16 protein-coding genes are annotated in these 18,129 nt (G+C 53.0%); 3 read left to right on the plus strand and 13 right to left on the minus strand.

Annotated features, from left to right (window positions below):
* Positions 1-3: 3 nt before the first annotated feature.
* The 11 genes from JNUCC32_RS22550 to JNUCC32_RS22595 all read right to left on the minus strand — a co-directional run bounded on the left by JNUCC32_RS22550 (position 4) and on the right by JNUCC32_RS22595 (position 12,387).
* Positions 4-2,244 carry a helix-turn-helix domain-containing protein gene (locus tag JNUCC32_RS22550; RefSeq protein WP_192569898.1) on the minus strand — a complete coding sequence of 747 codons (2,241 nt, stop codon included), beginning with the start codon at positions 2,242-2,244 and terminating at the stop codon, positions 4-6.
* A gap of 65 nt (positions 2,245-2,309) precedes the next feature.
* Positions 2,310-3,191, minus strand: a complete 882-nt coding sequence (locus tag JNUCC32_RS22555; RefSeq protein WP_009595681.1) for a carbohydrate ABC transporter permease — start codon at positions 3,189-3,191, stop codon at positions 2,310-2,312.
* Entirely contained in the window at positions 3,185-4,150 is a 966-nt protein-coding gene (locus JNUCC32_RS22560; protein WP_009595687.1) for an ABC transporter permease, read from the minus strand. Before JNUCC32_RS22560 ends, JNUCC32_RS22555 begins: the two co-directional genes overlap by 7 nt.
* 79 nt (positions 4,151-4,229) lie before the next feature.
* The gene (locus JNUCC32_RS22565; protein WP_192569899.1) at positions 4,230-5,837 is read right to left on the minus strand and encodes an ABC transporter substrate-binding protein; all 1,608 of its coding nucleotides are present in this window, start codon (positions 5,835-5,837) and stop codon (positions 4,230-4,232) included.
* 505 nt (positions 5,838-6,342) lie between these two features.
* On the minus strand, positions 6,343-7,275 hold the full coding sequence (gene sdaAA, locus JNUCC32_RS22570) for an L-serine ammonia-lyase, iron-sulfur-dependent, subunit alpha (protein WP_192569900.1): 933 nt from the start codon (positions 7,273-7,275) through the stop codon (positions 6,343-6,345).
* On the minus strand, positions 7,272-7,955 hold the full coding sequence (sdaAB, locus tag JNUCC32_RS22575) for an L-serine ammonia-lyase, iron-sulfur-dependent subunit beta (protein WP_096774722.1): 684 nt from the start codon (positions 7,953-7,955) through the stop codon (positions 7,272-7,274). Before sdaAB ends, sdaAA begins: the two co-directional genes overlap by 4 nt.
* A 39-nt stretch (positions 7,956-7,994) precedes the next feature.
* Positions 7,995-9,077: a dihydrodipicolinate synthase family protein gene (locus JNUCC32_RS22580; RefSeq protein WP_012818719.1), complete on the minus strand. Its 1,083-nt coding sequence runs from the start codon at positions 9,075-9,077 to the stop codon at positions 7,995-7,997.
* Positions 9,077-10,093, minus strand: a complete 1,017-nt coding sequence (locus tag JNUCC32_RS22585; RefSeq protein ID WP_192569901.1) for an NAD-dependent epimerase/dehydratase family protein — start codon at positions 10,091-10,093, stop codon at positions 9,077-9,079. The genes JNUCC32_RS22580 and JNUCC32_RS22585 overlap by 1 nt, the downstream gene beginning before the upstream one ends.
* Before the next feature lie 115 nt (positions 10,094-10,208).
* Complete coding sequence (locus tag JNUCC32_RS31730; protein ID WP_255250561.1) at positions 10,209-10,343, minus strand: hypothetical protein; 135 nt, start codon at positions 10,341-10,343, stop codon at positions 10,209-10,211.
* Between the two features lie 41 nt (positions 10,344-10,384).
* Complete coding sequence (locus JNUCC32_RS22590) at positions 10,385-11,716, minus strand: hypothetical protein (RefSeq protein ID WP_192569902.1); 1,332 nt, start codon at positions 11,714-11,716, stop codon at positions 10,385-10,387.
* Positions 11,717-11,934: 218 nt separating this feature from the next.
* Complete coding sequence (locus JNUCC32_RS22595; protein ID WP_096774726.1) at positions 11,935-12,387, minus strand: SRPBCC family protein; 453 nt, start codon at positions 12,385-12,387, stop codon at positions 11,935-11,937.
* Between the two features lie 205 nt (positions 12,388-12,592).
* Between JNUCC32_RS22595 and JNUCC32_RS22600 the strand changes: the two genes are divergently transcribed.
* Together JNUCC32_RS22600 and JNUCC32_RS22605 are read left to right on the plus strand one after the other, a co-directional pair.
* Positions 12,593-13,393 (plus strand): helix-turn-helix domain-containing protein, encoded by an 801-nt coding sequence (locus tag JNUCC32_RS22600; RefSeq protein ID WP_192569903.1) that lies wholly within the window; start codon positions 12,593-12,595, stop codon positions 13,391-13,393.
* Between the two features lie 19 nt (positions 13,394-13,412).
* Positions 13,413-13,871, plus strand: coding sequence for an SAM-dependent methyltransferase (locus tag JNUCC32_RS22605; RefSeq protein ID WP_096774728.1), 459 nt, complete (start codon positions 13,413-13,415; stop codon positions 13,869-13,871).
* 129 nt (positions 13,872-14,000) lie between these two features.
* Here the strand turns inward: JNUCC32_RS22605 and JNUCC32_RS22610 are convergent, their stop codons facing one another.
* Entirely contained in the window at positions 14,001-15,632 is a 1,632-nt protein-coding gene (locus tag JNUCC32_RS22610; protein ID WP_192569904.1) for an ATP-binding protein, read from the minus strand.
* Between the two features lie 206 nt (positions 15,633-15,838).
* Between JNUCC32_RS22610 and JNUCC32_RS22615 the strand changes: the two genes are divergently transcribed.
* Positions 15,839-16,456 carry a hypothetical protein gene (locus tag JNUCC32_RS22615; protein WP_192569905.1) on the plus strand — a complete coding sequence of 206 codons (618 nt, stop codon included), beginning with the start codon at positions 15,839-15,841 and terminating at the stop codon, positions 16,454-16,456.
* Between the two features lie 71 nt (positions 16,457-16,527).
* Here JNUCC32_RS22615 and JNUCC32_RS22620 read toward each other — a convergent pair whose 3' ends face one another.
* The gene (locus tag JNUCC32_RS22620; RefSeq protein WP_175320790.1) at positions 16,528-17,958 is read right to left on the minus strand and encodes an aspartate ammonia-lyase; all 1,431 of its coding nucleotides are present in this window, start codon (positions 17,956-17,958) and stop codon (positions 16,528-16,530) included.
* Positions 17,959-18,129 lie beyond the last annotated feature (171 nt).

Here is an 18,129-nt window from a genome sequence, read left to right on the forward strand (position 1 = left end):
ACCTTATTTTCCTGATGCTTTCCGATATTCGCTCGGCGAGACGCCGCTGTATTTCTTAAAGGTCGTCGTAAATGTGGAAGAGTTCGAATACCCTGTTTTCTCTCCGATTTCCGCAATGCTGAGGTCCGTGTTCCGCAGATATTCACGCGCATGCGATAATCGGACTTTGTTCAAGTACTCCACGTAGTTCACGCCGAATGTTTTCTTGAAATAATTGGAGAAGTATTTCGAGCTGGTATCCAGCACTTCGGCCATATGATCCAAATAGAGGTTCTCCATGTAATGCAGTTCGATGTATTGGGAGATGAATGCGGGATTCAGCTTGCTTCGCGGATCGTGGTTCCGCGTATTGGCCACCACGCGCATCACTTCCATCAGCGCCTTCTGAATCTCTTCATAGGTGAAGGCTTGATCGACCTTGCGGATGAAATCACTCTCCAGCCGGAACAGCTCGTTGCGGTCAACGGACGGCGAATCCGCCTGCTTCATGACGAGGAAGAACATGCTCTTCGCAATATGCACCATCTGATGGTGATGGATGCGAAGATCCGCATTCTGCTGGAAAATATCGCTTACGATCTGCAGTCCCTCATCCACCTTGCCGCTTAGCATGCAGTTGCTCAGCTTCTCGATCTTCTGAAGCGGATAATAAATATCCGGGACGTACCGAATCTGCTCCGCATCGACCAAGTCCGTGTCCGCATTCACATTTCGGTACAACCGCCCATCATTAATATTCCGGTATGCTTCGGAGCAATTGCTGATTTTGGATTCGTACGTTCGGCTGACGCAGCCCCACACCGTGAACGTATCATGATAATCCTCGTTGCACCGCCTAACATACTCCTCGAATTTCCTGACCAGCTGCTTGCGCTCGGACGGCTGATCCAGACCGATTAACGCTAGGAATTTCAGTTCTTCGACATGATAAACCACCACATGTCCATAGCGCTCCTCCAGGCCGCCCCGGATCTGAGACGTCAGCTCTTCCAGGACAAAATCCGACTTGGCCGCCCCCTTGCCGGCAGGCTGCAAATACACGGCCGCCATCATGAAATGCCGGCACTGGAAGAAATGCGTGTAGTGCTTCTGCATCTGCATTTCCTGCTCGCGCGAATGGTGATGGCCGTCCAGCGTTTGCAGGAACACGCTTCGGCGGATATCCTCATCCACCAGATCCATCTGCTTCTTGAGGGATTCGTTCTCCCGCTGCACCTTGACGATGCCGCTCTGGATTTTCACGAAATCATTCCCTCGAAGAGAACTGCCCCCGAGCAGCTGCACGATGTTCTTCACCGGCCGGTACAGATAAATGCTGAGCAGCACCGACAGCATGACGTTTAACGCAATCGCGCCGTACATAATCCACGTATTGGCATCGGTGACGGAATCGATATTTTGAAACTTGTACGGCATTTTATTGATATATATAAAACCGTTATAGTCCGATTTGTAGAAATTGTACTCAAAATCGTCGTGCGTGAGGGAGGCTTCCTGCGACGGGTTAAAGTACACGTCGTTCAGAATGCCCACCAAATCCAGATCCTTCTCGGTGCTCAAGATGACGTTCCGGTTCGCATCCAGCACGATAAGCGAGGCCCCGGGAATCATGGAATTCAAATCGACCCCCTTAAGCAGCCGGTTTACGTTAATCAGGATCATCAGGTTTTTGTTCGACATTCTGACCTTGTTGCCGTCTACGGCAATCATCAGGTTCCGGCCGTACCCGCTGCTCTGATCCGCATAAACCTCCGCTGGAAAAACCGTAAGCTCGTGCTCCGATCGGGTAAACGTCTTCCAGAACATCGAGTTGAACTTCTGGGATTTATACCGCCTGTCAAACAATGCGTCCAGATTGCTGGTTCCGCGTGTCGTAATGGCCAAATCGTGATTGTCGAACGAAATGACCACATCTTCCACGATATCCACGTTGGATACGATGCTGGTGACGCTGTCCTGCAGAGAGATGACTTTCTCCATGTCAAGTTTGCCGTTATCCAGCTGCATCCGGTCCGAAGGAAGCGCATGAATGTTAAAAATCAAATTGTTAATGGAGGAGAAACTGGTATCAAACGACTGAATAATGTTTCTGATCACCATCCGGTTGTTCTCGCTCACCTTGTCGTAAATTCCGGTAATGGAATTCTTGTACACGATGTAATTGAATATGAACATGATGCCGATGACCAGTTGCAGAGCGAAGAAAATCTGGAGCAAGCCTCTGTTGGCGATCAATCGATTCATACGGATTCACCTCTCTTGGATGTCATCCCTTCATATTCAACATGATAGCCCCCGGCACCTTCCCATCACCCCTTTTCGGAACCGAGCATGACCCCTTTGGCAAAATACTTCTGGGCAAACGGATAGATCAGCAGCACCGGAATCATCGACAACACGATCGTTGCGTTCTTCATGGCCTGCGGAGCAAGCGCCGACGCATCCACCAGGCTCGGATTGCTTCCGTTCTCGCTGAAAATCAGCATATCCCGAAGCACGACCTGAAGCGGGTACATATTCGCGTCGTTCAGGTAAATCAGCGGGATAAAGAAGCTGTTCCAATGGCCCATGAAATAAAACAATCCGATCGAGGCCAGTGCCGGTTTGGACAGCGGAAGCACAATCTGGAACAGGATGCGGTACTCGGAAGCGCCGTCGACGACGGCTGCCTCGCGCAGGGATTCCGACATGTTCTCGTAGAAGCTTTTGAGGATCAACAGCTCAAAGGTCCAGATCGCATTCGGAAGCACGAGTGCCCATACGCTGTCCAGCAGGCCAAGCTCGGATACGATCAGGTAGTTCGGAATGATCCCCGGGTTCAGGAACATGGTCATGATGATTGCCAACAGGAAAAACTTGCGTCCGAAGAAATTTTTGCGAGCGAGCGGATAAGCCGCTACCGCCGTAAGCAGCAGGTTAATGGCCGTACCGAGCGCTGTATAAAAAATCGTGTTCAGATAGGCGCGCGGCACCCGGTCGTCGTTCAGCACCTGGGCATAAGCGTCGAGATTAAAACCCTTGGGAAACAAGGTGATATTCCCTTGCACCACTTCGGAAGTCGCGCTGAGGGAAACGGCGGTGATATAGACGACGGGGTACACGGTAATAATGGCAAGGCATGTCAGAATCAGCGTGTTGATAATGCCGAATAACGAGATGTTTCGAAGGCTGAATCGTTTGTTGTTTACCATAGTCCGCTACCTCCCAGTCGCTTGCTGAAGTAGTTGGAGGACAACAGCAATATCATGGCGACAACGGCTTCGAACAAGCCTACGGCCGCGCCATAGCTATAATTGCTCTCCAGAAGGCCTTTCCGGTAGACATAAGTCGAGAATACGTCCGCCACCTCGTAAGTCATCGGATTGTAAAGCAGCAATACCTTTTCGTATCCGATCCGAAGCATCGATCCGGTCTTCAAGACAAACATGATAATAATCGTTGGAAGAATGGCGGGAATCGTGATTTTAAAAATCATGTGGCGCCTTTTGGCACCGTCCACCTTAGCTGCTTCGTAAAGCGACGGGCTGATCCCTGCAATCGCAGCCATATAGATGATGGCTTCATAACCGACGGTTGCCCAGATATCCGATGAAACATAGATGGTTCTAAACCAGCTCGGCTCAATGAGAAAATACGTCTTCTCGAAACCTAACGCCGCGATCAGCTGGTTAATGATCCCCTGATTGGGCGACAGGAAGTCGATAATCATGCTGCTTATAATGACCACGGACAGGAACGAAGGCAGATAGCTGAGCGTTTGAACCGACTTTTTGAACCATTTCACTCTGACCTCGTTAAGGAGAATCGCCAGAATGATGGGAAAAGGAAAGCCGAAAATCAGATTGTATACGCCAAGAAGGAGCGTATTCTTGAACAGCAGCCAGAAATCCGGACTGCCGAAAAATTTCTCGAAATGCTTGAGCCCTACCCATTCGCTCTCCATGATGCCGGTAAATACGCTGTAGTCCTTGAAGGCAATGATCAAGCCGTACAGGGGCCCGTATCGGAAAATAACGTAAAACAACAGGCACGGGATAAACAGAATCAACAGCTGTCTGTCCCGCTTCATATGCTGAAAGGCCGAAACCATTCTTCTCCCAAACCCGCCGCGGGGTTTGGCGAGATTTGTCTCTGTCCCTGCACTTGACATGGTGTTCCCTCCTTAAGATGATGAGCAGCACCCGAGCGTCGTACCCGGATGCCGCCATCACTCTTATTTCTTCTGCGAATTATTTCGTGGCTTCATCCAATCTCTTCTGGGCTGCGTTGAAAATATCGACGATCTGCTTGGCTCCCTGCTTCTCAGCCTGCGCCTGCCATTGCTGCCACTGCGCATCGCCGTAGTTTTTGTTGAGAATGTATTTCGCGTTAAATTCATCCGCCAATTTCTTCAGGGAGGTTTGGATTTCCGCAATCTTTGCGGTTTCGTCATCCGTAAAGTTCACGACCGGATCCAGCGGCTCGAATTTATTGCCGTTCAGGAGCTTATCCTGAGCCTCCTGCTCCTTCTCCGTATAGTTGAAGTACACGCTGCGCTTGTCGGAATTGACATACAATCCTTGCAGCCACAGGCCATAGCGGTCCTCCAGCACGCTGATATCCACCAGCGGCACGTCGGTCAGCTCCGGATAGACGGCTTTATCGCCTTCCATCTTGAACGTCTCGCCTTCCACGCCCATCGTCACCAGCGTGGCGCCGGACGGGCTCGTCAGGTAATCGAGCAGCTTCAGGGAAGCTTCCTTGTTGTCGTTGTTGGCTACCGCGATGCTGAAGCCGTTCGTGATGCTCTCGATCGTCTTGCCGTTGCCGGTCGGTCCGACCGGATTGCCGTATCGCAGGTCATAGTTCGGATTTTGGTCCTTGACCTGGTTGTAGAACAGGTCCAAACGTCCGATCCAGTCATAGGTGACAAAGGATTTATTGCCTGACGTCATTTTCGCCGTCCAGGAATCGTCGGTGTCCGTCATGAATTCCGGATCGAGGAGTCCCTCGTTGTACAGCTTCTTCATGAAATCGAGCATTTCTTTGTGCTCAGGCTGTATGGTAGCGTACTTCCATACCTTGGCCGTCTCGTCGTAATACGTCGGATAGTTGGCTCCGCCGATTCCCCAGCCGAAGGCCCAATCGCGGAAAATGTTCTCTTTCGTTTTCGAGGCGTAAGGATAGGAATCCGGATAGGCTTCCTTCAACTTTTTGAGGGCCTGATAGAATTCGTCGGTATTCGTCCATTCCTTGATGCCCAGCTCATCGAAGATGTCTTTGCGGTACAGGAAGCCGTGGTTCACGTCACGGTTGATGTTTGCAACCGGCCAGGTATAGATGTTGCCGGATTCGTCTCCGTAGGACGGAATGACCCAAGGATTCTCGTCCACATACATTCTTTTGAAGTTCGGCAGCATGTCGACATATTCGTTAATGGCAACGACCGCTTTCTGCTTGCCGATCTTCTTCAGCTCCGGAGGCGTCAATCCGTGGATGATGTCCGGGAGCTTGCCGGATGCAACGGTTACTTTCAGCTTGTCTTGAAACGTAGCCGAAGAATAGGGTTGGAAATTCACTTTGATGCCGGTACGCTTCTCGATCTCCTTGGCAAGCAAGGAATCGTTCAGGTTGGTCTTCTCGCTGACGACCATCCAATTGATCGTTGTCGGTTTATCGACCAGCGGAAGCGCGAGACCGCCAGTATCCCCATATTGATCCGGATCTGCCGGTGCCGTTGGAGGTGCTGTTTCTCCGTCCGTTCCGGGAGCTGCCTCTTTATTTCCTCCGCTGCATGCGGCCAAGATTGAAATGATTAATGTGAACACGAGTGCCATGCGAAACCATTTTTTTGTCATTTGCGTTCCTCCTCTAAATCCATCATTTGAATGCGGCTGACTGAATCTGTGCGATCGCTACTCTACCCCCGTCATTTCTTCTCATCTGTGTGTCTGCTTACTCATCCGGTCTACGTTTGTAAATCAAGATGCTTCCTATCATGCCTCCTTGTTGACGAAGATCCCGGCCTGTCGCAGGAATATTCTAAAATGATCGGGCATCCGCTGCCGAGGGTCCGGCACGGAATTTTCTACCCATCCACATCATAAAAACGCTTCCATGATTCGTAAAGAAGCGTATTTCTGCGAGATGGCGTTTTTTCTTCTTCAAGCGGGCGAAATGCCGAAAACCCGCATAACATCAGGCTTTTTGAGCATGTGGAAAATGCTAAAGCGGTAGAAATAGATAAAAAAATAGAGGGATTTCATCACGAAATCCCTCACGGAAGATGTTAAATTTCTTCTCTTCCCCATCGTATATTCATGAAGCAGAACATCATCGGCGTCCATCAAAACGGGTGTGAATTCAATCACTCGTTTCTTCTTTTTTCGCTTTGGCACCCTGCTCCCGCAATTTTTTGCCTTCCTTGCCGTATAGATCCTTCAGGATTTTCTTGCCGGTCGGCGTCTGCGCAAGTCCGCCCTTCGCCGTTTCCCTGTGCTTGGACGGCATGGCCGTGCCAACCTCCAGCATCACGTCGATCACTTCGTCGGATGGAATGACGCTGCGCACGCCGGCAAGCGCCATATCCGATGCCGCCAGCGCCGTCACGGCGCCGAAGCCGTTGCGCACGATGCAAGGAATCTCGACAAGCCCGCCCACCGGGTCGCAGATAAGTCCCAAGGAATTCTTTAGCGCAAGCCCGACGGCGTGAACAGCCTGCTCCGGCGTCCCTCCCCGCAGCTCCGTCAAAGCGCCTGCCGCCATACCGATAGCTGAGCCGACTTCAGCTTGGCAGCCGCCCTCCGCACCGGAAATAAACGAGTTATTGGCAATGACGTAGCCGATTGCGCCAGCGCTGAACAGCCCCATCACCAAATGCTCGTCTTCCCAGCCGAAGCGTTCCTGCGTGCTGACGAACACCCCGGGAATAATGCCGCATGAGCCCGCCGTCGGCGTCGCCACGATGCGCCCCATGGAGGCATTCACCTCGGACACGGACAGGGCGTAGGCCAGCGCCGTGCAAGCGTCGGTACCAAGCGCGGGTACCCCGCTGCTCATATATTGATGAACGCGCACGGCATCGCCGCCGGTCAGGCCGCTTTTGGAAGGGACGGGTTCATGGATTCCCCGGTGCACCGCTTCCTTCATGATGCCGTAGTAATCGGCCATTTGCTTGAACGTCTCGTCCCGGCTTTTCCCCGTTTCCTTGATCTGTTCATTTAGCATCAGCTGGCCGATCGTCACCTGATCCTCCCGGCAGCATGCAATGATCTGCTCCAGCGTAGAAAACTTCATGACTGCGCCTCCTCTACTGTCAAATCCGCGATGACGACCCGATGCACGCTCGGCAGTCCTTCGATATGCTTCATCAATTCGGCCGGAACCGCTTCGTCCGACTCCACCACCGTCATGGCATCGCCGCCCCTTCCCTTGCGGTCCACGTCCATATAGGCAATGTTGACGCCGCCGGCCTCCAGGAGCCGGGTGATATGCGCGACCATGCCCGGCGTATCGTCATGAAAGACCAGCAGCACCGGATAATTCATCGTAAACTTGACGTCGAAACCGTTCACGCGCAGCATTTCCACGCTGCCTCCGCCAATGGAAGCGCCCGCAATGACATCGGTATGATCGCCGTCGGTCAGCCTCAGCTCCACGGTATTCGGGTGAAAGGCCACATTCTGTGCCGTCTTGAAGGTAAGTTCAATGCCTGCCGCTTCGGCAAGCTCGATCGAATTCCGGATGCGCATATCGTCCGTGGCAAAATCAAGCAGCCCGCCGACGACAGCCAGATCGGTGCCGTGGCCGCGGTAGGTTTCGGCAAAAGATCCATAGAACACAATTTCCGCCTGATCGGGGAATGCTCCAAATATGCGCCGCGCGGCTCTTCCGATCCGCACGGCCCCAGCGGTATGGGAGCTGGAAGGCCCCACCATGCTGGGCCCAATAATAGAAAACACATCTTTAAACCGCATGCGCGATTCCCCACTTTCGACTATTCTGCCCTCATTGTATCAGTCTGCCAGCCAACTTTCCAAGTGCTCCCGAATAAAATCGTCATCGTTTAAATGGGGATAGTCCCGGTAGACCCGATCAATCTCTTCCGATTGTCCGGGAGACAGCGTTTCATGCGGATTCAGGCACCATGTGCCTTGCAGCAGTCCCTGTCTGCGGAGCACCTCATGAATGCCCGGGATGCAGCCCGCAAACTGATGCGCGGGATCGAAGAAGGCCGCATTGGAGTCGGTAATCTCGACGTTGCGCGTCAGCCATTCCTTTGCGAACTGCTCCTGCTTGCGCGCCTCTTTGATTTCCTCCAGCAGCTCCACAGCTTTCCTGGTCCAGACCGCCCAGTGACCGAGCAGACCGCCGACGATAGGCTTGGCGACCGGCGTTCCGTCCACCTGGAATCGATAGGTCGTCAGCAAATCGTTGACGATGTTATCGTCATTCCCCGTATAGAGCGCAATATCGTCTCTGCGGCTCGAATAACAGACGGCACGAACGACGTCAATCGTCTGATAGCGGTTGAAGGGGGCCATCTTGATCGCTACGATATTCGGAATTTCTGCGAAGGCACGCCAGAATTCGAAGGAGAAGATGTTGCCGCCAACCGATGGCTGAAGATAGAACCCGATCACCGGCATTCTCTGCGCGATCTCTTCCGTGCGCTTCAGAATATCCTCTTCGCTCCAGCCGCTTAACCCGCCCATGCTGAGCAGGACGGCATCATAGCCGAGCCTGCGGGCGATCTCCGTTTCCTCCACGGCTTGCTCCGTGGGGCCGCACACGCCGGCCACCATCAAGAAGGGGCGGTCAAGCTCCGCCCTGCGGACCTCTTCCGCCGCCAACCGCAGCACCGGTTCATACAAGTCGATGCCTTTATCGCGGATCTCGAATTGGGTAGAGTGAACGCCGACCGCCACACCGCCCGCACCGGATGCGGCGTAATAACGGGTCAACGCCCGCTGGCGGCGTTCGTCCAGCTTCCGGTTCTCGTCCAAAGCCAGCGGATGCGCCGGTATGACGAGCCCTTCGTGAAGAGCTTTCAGCTTCTCGGGGGCCAACCTCTGCATTGCAGGAATCTGTCCGCTCATTAGAATTTCCCCTTTCTCTCTTGGAAGTGCGTCGGCTTGTTCCAGCTCTCGCCGCCGGATTGCACCCATGCTGCCGTCCAATCTAGCATCTGCAGCAGAGACACCTTCGGATAACCGAAGAGCTGGTGGGATTTCGAGGCGTTGTTCAGGAGTGCGGTCTCGGATTCCGTACCTGTAAAGGTCACTTCCTTGCCCATCCGTGCCGCCAATTCCTGTGCCGCCCAGCGGATCGACATCGTCTCCGGTCCGGTAATGTTGATGATTTCGGGAGGCGCGCTGCAATGTAGGAGCGAACGGAGCGCCATCTCGTTGGCATCCCCTTGCCATATGATATTCGCATGCCCCATCGCCAGGTGAATCGGCCGGTCCTCATGGATCGATCTGGCAAGCTCATGCAGAACGCCGTACCGCATATCGATGGCGTAATTCAGACGGTAGATTGCCATCGGCGTACCATTCTGGTGGGAGAAATATTCAAAGACGCGCTCTCTGCCGAGACAGGATTGCGCATATTCCCCGACCGGCTCCGGCGCAACGGATTCGTTGACTCCGCCGCTGCCCACCGGCGAGAACGGATACACATTCCCCGATGAGAACACCACCATGCGGGATTGCTTGAATTTCTCGGCCACCCTGCCCGGCAAATACGAGTTCATCGCCCAAGTAAAATATTCGCGGCCGGTCGTGCCGAATTTGTTGCCGGCCATATAGATCACGTTTGGAGCCTCGGGCAGCTGCTGCAGCTCCCTGTCGTTCAGCAGGTCACACGAAATCGTCTGTACGCCCGCCTCCTCCAGCTCGCGCCTGGCCTCCTGGTTCGAGAACCGGGATACGCCGATGATCCGTTTGCCGCCACCGCCTTCGCGCACGGCGTTGGCGGCCAGCCTTGCAAGGCTGGGCCCCATTTTTCCGCCGACGCCAAGCACCAGGATATCCCCTTCCAAAGACGCCAAATCGGCAACAAGCTGTGCTGAAGGCTCCGCCAGCTTCGCTTCTAATGCTGCAACGGTTAACATGAACAATCTCCTCCTCCGATTGATGATTCTTCTTCATCATACGGCCCCGTTTGATATAAAGACAAATCTTTAAATCGTCTTTAAATAAACGGCACACAAAAAAAGCCCCCTGATGTCAGGGAGCAAACGAAACGTTCAGCACGATATATCGAAGCACGAAGAAGGCAGCGATAAAAAGGGAAGCCAGTCCGAGCAGCGTAAAAATGAAGATTTTCTCTAAGCGGGAAAACGGGGCTCTCGTTCGCTTCAAGTCCATCACCTCATCTTCCATTATAGGAAACGCCTGATATCTTATTCCAAAAAGGTGAATCGGAAGATTTGCCTCGGCCTTCCTCTCGGCACCTTCTCGATCCCCGAAATCTCCACCAACCCGTTGTCGGTCCAAAGCTGAAGCAGCCGATGCGCGCTGCGGACGGTAATGTCCAGCAGGTGGGCGAGCTCATGTACCTTGTATTCGTATTTACCCGAACGGGCGCGCTGGTTCAGCAGCTTGCTCAAATAGGCGCTCGTCATGCCCGCATCCTCTGCCCGCTTGATCAGCCCTGCATCCGTAAAAGACAGCACCTCCAGCACGGGATCGGCCATCTCCAGCGGCCCTATCAGCGTACCATCCTCACGCACGATAAAACAGGCGTTGCCGCCAACCTCCTTGGACTTCCGCATCGCGATGCGCGCATGGGTTCCGGCCATACTGGCCGACCTGCCGAATCCCATGCCGATGCTGAGCGAAATGCCGTAGGTTTTGTTCACGTCTTTGGCCAAGGGGATCGTTTTGTAACCTCCGGTTTCCCGTTCGAAGATGCCGCGCGTCGTGAAAAACAGATACTCGTCCCCGCCCAGATGGGTCAGATAACCATCCAGGGATTCCACATAATCGAGCACCATCCGGTGAATATCGAGCTTCAGCTTCTGCACCTCATGCTCATTGTTCCGTCTCAGCGCCTGCGTGCCGAAATCGTCTATATTTATCATCCCGACCACAATCTGGCCTTCCCAGCTGCGGCGGGATGCCGTGGACAGCAGGGCTCGCTCTAGCGATACCACGATATCCTGATCGGAAGGAAGCAGCCATTCATTGGGTATTCCGAGCCGCGTCAGTTCTTGGGCCACGGATTCCACGCCCGTGAATGCAACAGAGCAACTGCCGGATTCGTATTGATGGCGATGAAACGCGATCAGGCTGCTCTTCGGGGCGTAAGCCGGCCCGTCGTAGACGACAGCCTGTACAGCAGGGATGCCCAGATCCTTCATGGTCCGAACCACCATCGTCTCGGTTAGGGTGTCCACCGATATGCCTCCATCCAGTCGTTCCTGCTGTCCGGCATGGAACAGCGCTTTATATAAACCCGCGTCCGTGACGGGAACGTAATGTACAGGGATCTTGACCTGACCGAGCTCCTTCACCTTGCGCTGGGACAACGGATCCGAGAGGAACAACACTTCGACTTCGCTCCCGATCCGCTCCGCCAGTGCAGGCGCTTCGTCTTCATCCTGGAAAACCAGCGGCGCAGGGTCAAAGGAAGGAAAGGTTTCTATGACCTTCATGATCTTGTCAACGATCGTCCGGGTTCCGATAATACCGATGCGGATTTGCTGGACAGGGGGGCGGGTCCGCTCCGTCATGATGCCTTCACTCCCATCTTTCCCATTTCCGAGAAGCCGTGCATGAGCAGGCCGGTACGGATACCTAAATCATACCCGCTATCGAAAATTTGGCAAGCGGAAGCTGGACTCCCCCTAAACAGGCCCCTGCCATTTCACAGCAAAAAAGAGCCGTAACGGCTCTTTTCAGGATTGCTTCGCACCATTTATACGGCAGGGCGAAGCTGTTGTCCTTGAGACTACCAGCCCAGATCCAGGGTTTTTCCCGTCTCCGCATAGGTCTTCAAAATGCTCATGACCATCCACCAGCTGTCCGCCGCCTTGGCGCGAGACGGATGATCGGGCGTGTACTGATCATTGACGAGCGTCAGCTTGGTACAGTTCCCTACCGGCTCGAGGGTGAACGTGATGCGGGACTCCAGCTCCTCATGGTTCGCATAATACGACGGACCGGGATGCTCGGACAGGCTCAGCACCTTTTGCGGCTCATAAGCCAGAACATTCCCGTAAACATGAACCGTCTCCTCCCCGTCATTCCCCGGGCCTACATAAGCGAAAGGCTCTCCAACTCGGAAGGAAGACCTCAGCTCGCTCCCGAAAAAGGTAGCTCGAGTCCCCTCCGGCGAAATCAAGACTTCCCATACCTTCTCCGGCGAGGCTCCGATATAAAACTCATATTGCAGCGGCTCCATGCAGTTTCCTCCTACCCTCTATATAATGCGCAGGAAGACCGGCTTGTCCTCCTGTGATATGATGATGTTATCAAGCAGCCGCATCCAAGTATTGTAAAAATGCGACGGGTTGCTTCCAGTGAACATGGCGTGCAATCAAGTCCCGTACGAGGACCGTGCCGTGCCAAATCAAGCCTGCTGCGGAATTATCGGAGGTGGTTATGTCATGATACGGCGTTCTCATCAGCCCAGCCTCGGCATCTTGAACATGAAAAAAGCCGGAGAGAAATTCCAGCTCTTGCGCGTCCCTCCGTCGGAGGACCTTTCCCATTTCATCAGGCATTACTGGATCATTCATTGGGATTTAACCGGCCAGGAGCCCCATCAGCAGGATGTCGTTCCCAACCCTTGTGCCAATCTGGTCGTTCAATCCCGTCGGACCGCTTTTTACGGCGTATCGAGCACGAGACATTCCCACCATCTGGAGGGCAGGGGGCAAGTATTCGGCGTCAAATTCAGGCCCGGCGGATTCCATCCGTTCGCGAACATGGCCATGGACCGTCTAACGGATTCCTCCATAGGCACCATGGAGATTCTTCAGGTTGAGCCTCAAGTGCTGGAAGACCAGCTATTGACTGCAGAGCAGCCGGATCACAAGGTCCACCGCATGGAGGAGCTCTTTCGCCGCATACTGCCCGACAAAGATGAATCGATTGAACGAATCAACGCGATCGTGGATGAGATTCATCGAAACCGCGACATCCTCCGGGTGGAACAGCTTAGCGATGGGTTCCGGATGAGCCCGAGATCGCTTCAGCGTCTATTCAAGTCATACGTCGGGGTGAGCCCCAAATGGGTCATCCGCCTGTACCGGCTGCAGAATGCCGCCGAGATGCTCGAAGGCCCCGATCATCAGGATATGCTGAAATTAGCCATGGACATGGGATATTATGACCAATCGCATTTTATACGGGATTTCAAAGCGGTGATTGGTAAGACGCCGGAAGTTTATATGAAGAAACGATAAATCTAAGGGAGGTAACAGCATGTTTACGATACAGGCGATCGGAACGATCCATAACGAAAGAAAGGCGATTCAGGATGATTACTGGGGGGATGTCATCTCGAAGATCAAGCTGGGCGAAGAATGGAATGAAAGCTCCCTGGATGGGATTGAGACGTTCAGCCACCTTGAAATCATTTATGTCTTCCATCTCGTCCAGGATGACAGCATCCAATACACGGCGAGACATCCGCGAAATAATCCGAGCTTTCCCAAGGTCGGTATCTTCGCCCAGCGCGGCAAGAACCGTCCCAACAAGCTAGGAGCCACCATAGTGGAGCTGGTAAGCAGAGAGGGCAGGTCCGTTTTCGTTAAAGGGCTGGATGCCGTAGACGGGACTCCCGTCGTTGATATCAAGCCTGTCATGAAAGAATTTTTGCCGAAGACAAAGACCAAGCAGCCCCAATGGGCTACGGACATCATGTCCCGTTACTGGGAATAATGATTAAGATTCTTCATAATTACCAAAAAACAGCGCTGCCGCCTGTCCTTTGAGGTTCAGGGACCGGCCTAAGCCAGCGCTGTTTCTGTTGATCCGCATCATGCTGCATAACCTTAATGGTTAATCAGATTAATTAGAAAGGCTCTGACCCGAGACCGGCAGACGGATCTCAACCGATGTTCCCCGCTCTTCCTCGCTCCGGATGACGATCCGGCCATTGTGGCTCTCCATGATGCGGTGAACGATCATGATGCCCAGCCCATTGCCGTCCGGCTTGGTGGTATGGAAGGGTTCCCCAATCCGCCGAAGCACGTCCTCCGTCATGCCGGAGCCGTTATCCGTAAAGGTCACGCGCTGATATTCATCCTCCACATCCATCTGAATGTGAATGTTTCCGCCATACGGAAGGGCCTCCATCGCATTTTTCAAGATATTGAGAAAAACTTGCTTGATCTGGTTCCGGTCGCATAGAATCGTTGCATTCCGGCCGAAACATTGAGTCATCTTTATGCCGCCAAGGCTTGCCTGAATGGCAAACAAATGAAGCACTTCCTCCAGAATCTCGCCGCAATTCTCAAGCTTAAACACAGCCGCCTGGGGCTTGCCCAGGATCATGAATTCCCCTACCATCAGATTGGCCCGCTCCAGCTCGGACATGATCAGGTCATAGTGCCGGAGAGCGGCATCCTTATTGGCCAGCTGAAGCATTCCTTTTACCGTCGTGAGGGGATTGCGGACTTCATGGGCGATGCTGACGGCAACCTGGCCGGCAAACACCAGCTTCTCCGTATTCCGCAGCACTTCCTCCGTACGCTTCATCTCCGTAATGTCGCGCAGGGAGCCCACGACCCGCATAAGCTGCCCTTCCCGGTCATACACCGGCTGAACATCCAGGATATAGTGGTGCATGCTTCCGAATAACTCAAGGGACAGCTCTTCTCCGATGCAAATCTCCTGTCCGTGTATCACCCGCTCATAATACTCGCCAATCGGCTTGATGCCGAACACCGGGCGGCCCACGTATTTCGTCCGGTCACGGTCACCGGCATCCGGGGACAGCAGGCTTACGCTGGTTTCGTTCATCTGCAGGATCTGGCCCTCCGCATCGGTGATGATCACGCCGTAATGCTTCGTTCCCAGCAGCACCTGGTTCAAGGTTTGCAGCTGCGTGTTCTGTTTGCGGGTCACCATCTCCCGTTCCAGGGAATCGGCCATCGTGCAGAGCAAGGCATATAAATGCGGGTGAACAAACTCCTTGTTCGTCATTAGGGAGATCGTCCCTATGATCGCCTTCCCGTCTTCGCCGTGAAAGGGAGCCGAATAACAGGCCATGCGGTGAAGAATGTGATGAAAATGATCTTCTCCTATCAACGTAAACGGCCGTTTGTACCGAAGGCACAGATCTATCGAGCTGGGGCCGTCTTCTTGGGAATACCCGCTGCCCTCCATGATGCCCAAATAACGGGCCGTTTCTATGATGGTCGGGTCCCCCTCCATATCAAGAATGAAGCCCTCGTTATCCGTCATCGTAATCACGACAGGGTTCCCGGATCCGGAGGAAAGGAATTTATTCACGAAGACTTGGATCACTTCGATATATTCGTTATATTTGGCACGCCTTGCAGCCAGTGCTTCAGCATTCAATCGATAAGTATGTGTTGGAAGAAGCTCCGGGTTCATCCCCTTGTCTATACACTGCTGCTTTGCTTGTTGAATGATCTCCTGATCGGTTATCACACCAAATCGATTGTTCAAAATCACATACCCCTTTTTATCATACTGCCACTTTCATGTCACATATGTTTATTCTAACACTTTTATCGGCAAATGGAGCCCAACCGTAAACTTAATGAGCATGCGAATATGCAGCCTTCATCTTATCATGGGAAAGAGCTCTATATCTCCCTCCTTTTTATGTAACTATTTACAGGAAATATCCGTTTAGACTATAAAGGAGATGAGAATCCATGTTCAAACGTCATGCTGCTTATTACGGCTTCGCTCTTGCTCTTCTGATTCTTGTAACAGCCTGCTCGAGCACCCCATCCAAAGCGCCGGCTTCGTCGCCCTCCGAAGCTGCGAAGAGTGCAGTGACGGACCATGAAAGTCCGGCGGAGCGCGTATTATCATTGTTCGAAGGAGAGGACATGAGTGCCGAGGATAAAGCCACGAACATGCTGGCTCACTTGGAGGGCATGGACTGGACGGAATATAACCGCCTGAGCAGCGGCAAAACGCTGGAAACGCTGGAGCTGCTGTATACCCACCGCTCCCTCATCCAAACCGAGCATTATACGAGCCTGTTCCTCGCAACAACGAATCTCGACGGTGCCTCTGCCGAGCAATATGCCGCCATCGTCGGTGAATTGTTTACGAAAGACAGGGAGGGCGTGGTGCAGGCACTTGCTGATTTGGGTGACGAAGCAAGTAAGCAAAGCGTCATCTCAAGCATAGCGTACCATCTCGGTTACCAGGATGTTGCCCAAGTGAAACAAGAAATCCATCAATGGCAAACGAACAAGGTGCTACATGATGCCGAGAAGGACGTCATCGCCTCCCTCATAGCGGCACTCGACAATCCATAAATGCAAAAAATAGAGCTGACCCCGAATGGAATCGGGGTCAGCTCTATCACTCGTTATCGTTAAAGACATCCTTATTGATTCAACAGGAACTCTTCTCCTGCAATGCCCGGCGAGGTCATGTGATAAGGATCCAGAATGACCAGAATCTGCTCCTCTGTCAAAAGCCCCTGTTCCAGGATGATCTCCTTGATGCTTTGGCCTGTCTTCTGCGCTTCCTTTACCAGCCTGGAGGCTACGTCATAGCCCAAATGCGGGTTCAATGCCGTAATGATGCCATAGCTGTTATCCACGAAGTATTTGCAGCGTTCCTTATTGGCTGTAAGATCAACCATCAGATTCTTGTAGAACACATCCATGCCGTTCTTCAGGATTTTCAGGGAGTGCATCAGATTGTTGGCGGCCACCGGAACCATGACGTTAAGCTCGAATTGCCCGGCTTCGCAAGCCAAACTGATCGTATGGTCATTGCCGATGACCTGGAACGACACCTGGTTCATGACCTCCGCCATCACGGGATTGACCTTGCCCGGCATGATCGACGAGCCCGGCTGTCTCGGAGGCACGTTCAGCTCGTTCAAGCCGGCTCTCGGTCCGGAAGCCATCAGGCGGATGTCGTTGCACATTTTCGAGAAGTTCACCGCACACACTTTGAGCGCAGCCGACAATTCCATGTAAGCATCCGTGTTCTGGGTGGCATCCACCAAATCCTCGGCTTGCTTCAGGGAGAAACCTGTCTGCTCAATCAAATGCTGGACGACGCTCTGCATATAGTCCGGCGTTGCATTTAACCCGGTGCCTACGGCCGTCGCGCCCATATTCACAACCAATAATCCTTGCGCTGCCCGCTCGATGCGGTGGATGTCCCTTGTCAGCACGTTGGCATAAGCCCCGAACTCTTGTCCAAGCCGGATCGGTACCGCATCCTGCAGATGCGTGCGTCCCATCTTGATGACATCGTCGAATTCCTTGGCCTTGTCCTGAATGCCGGCGACCAAGGTCCGGAACACGCCAAGGAGATCCTGGGTCAGACGGTACGACGCAATGCGGATCGCCGTCGGAATGGCATCATTCGTGGATTGCGACATATTGACATGATTATTAGGATTGCAGTAGAAATATTCGGCCTTCTGTTTTCCCAAAATCTCCAGCGCCCGGTTCGCCAGTACCTCATTCATGTTCATATTGATCGAAGTGCCCGCCCCGCCCTGAATGGAATCGACAATGAATTCGGAACGGAGATTGCCTGCGATGATCTCGTCTGCCGCCTCTATAATGGCGCTGCCTATCTTTTTCGGCAGCAGGCCAAGTTCCATATTAGCCAGCGCGGCCGCTTTCTTTACTTCTCCGAGAGCAGAAATGAGCTCGGCATGAATGGGCACCCCGCTGATCGGAAAATTCTCTACCGCCCGGACCGTATTGATGCCGTAATAGGCATCTATAGGAAGCTGTTTTTCCCCCAGAAAATCTTTCTCCACTCGATACTGCATATCCATGGACAACATCACCATCGCCTTTTGATTATTTTGTATCTTGCTTGTCACCTGTTATCATCCAGCTTGCCCGGATATATACAGAATTCTGCCTTTCAACTTGAAATCCTCTATAGCTTACGCGTTTTGTTAGGGAATATTGAATAATATGTGTGATTGCGCAAAAAATGAGGCTTTCTCTAA

This window comes from Paenibacillus sp. JNUCC32, assembly GCF_014863545.1.
Taxonomy (GTDB): Bacteria; Bacillota; Bacilli; order Paenibacillales; family Paenibacillaceae; genus Paenibacillus_AQ; species Paenibacillus_AQ lautus_A.

Coding starts and splice junctions, on each gene's coding strand:
- JNUCC32_RS22585 (WP_192569901.1), bottom strand. CDS start 10,093: ATGTTAACCGTTGCAGCATTAGAAGCGAAGCTGGCGGAGCCTTCAGCA.
- sdaAB (WP_096774722.1), bottom strand. CDS start 7,955: ATGCGGTTTAAAGATGTGTTTTCTATTATTGGGCCCAGCATGGTGGGG.
- JNUCC32_RS22605 (WP_096774728.1), top strand. CDS start 13,413: ATGTTTACGATACAGGCGATCGGAACGATCCATAACGAAAGAAAGGCG.
- JNUCC32_RS22620 (WP_175320790.1), bottom strand. CDS start 17,958: ATGTTGTCCATGGATATGCAGTATCGAGTGGAGAAAGATTTTCTGGGG.
- JNUCC32_RS22615 (WP_192569905.1), top strand. CDS start 15,839: ATGTTCAAACGTCATGCTGCTTATTACGGCTTCGCTCTTGCTCTTCTG.
- JNUCC32_RS22580 (WP_012818719.1), bottom strand. CDS start 9,077: ATGAGCGGACAGATTCCTGCAATGCAGAGGTTGGCCCCCGAGAAGCTG.
- sdaAA (WP_192569900.1), bottom strand. CDS start 7,275: ATGAAGTTTTCTACGCTGGAGCAGATCATTGCATGCTGCCGGGAGGAT.
- JNUCC32_RS22600 (WP_192569903.1), top strand. CDS start 12,593: ATGATACGGCGTTCTCATCAGCCCAGCCTCGGCATCTTGAACATGAAA.
- JNUCC32_RS22550 (WP_192569898.1), bottom strand. CDS start 2,244: ATGAATCGATTGATCGCCAACAGAGGCTTGCTCCAGATTTTCTTCGCT.
- JNUCC32_RS22560 (WP_009595687.1), bottom strand. CDS start 4,150: ATGTCAAGTGCAGGGACAGAGACAAATCTCGCCAAACCCCGCGGCGGG.
- JNUCC32_RS22590 (WP_192569902.1), bottom strand. CDS start 11,716: ATGACGGAGCGGACCCGCCCCCCTGTCCAGCAAATCCGCATCGGTATT.
- JNUCC32_RS22555 (WP_009595681.1), bottom strand. CDS start 3,191: ATGGTAAACAACAAACGATTCAGCCTTCGAAACATCTCGTTATTCGGC.
- JNUCC32_RS22595 (WP_096774726.1), bottom strand. CDS start 12,387: ATGGAGCCGCTGCAATATGAGTTTTATATCGGAGCCTCGCCGGAGAAG.
- JNUCC32_RS22565 (WP_192569899.1), bottom strand. CDS start 5,837: ATGACAAAAAAATGGTTTCGCATGGCACTCGTGTTCACATTAATCATT.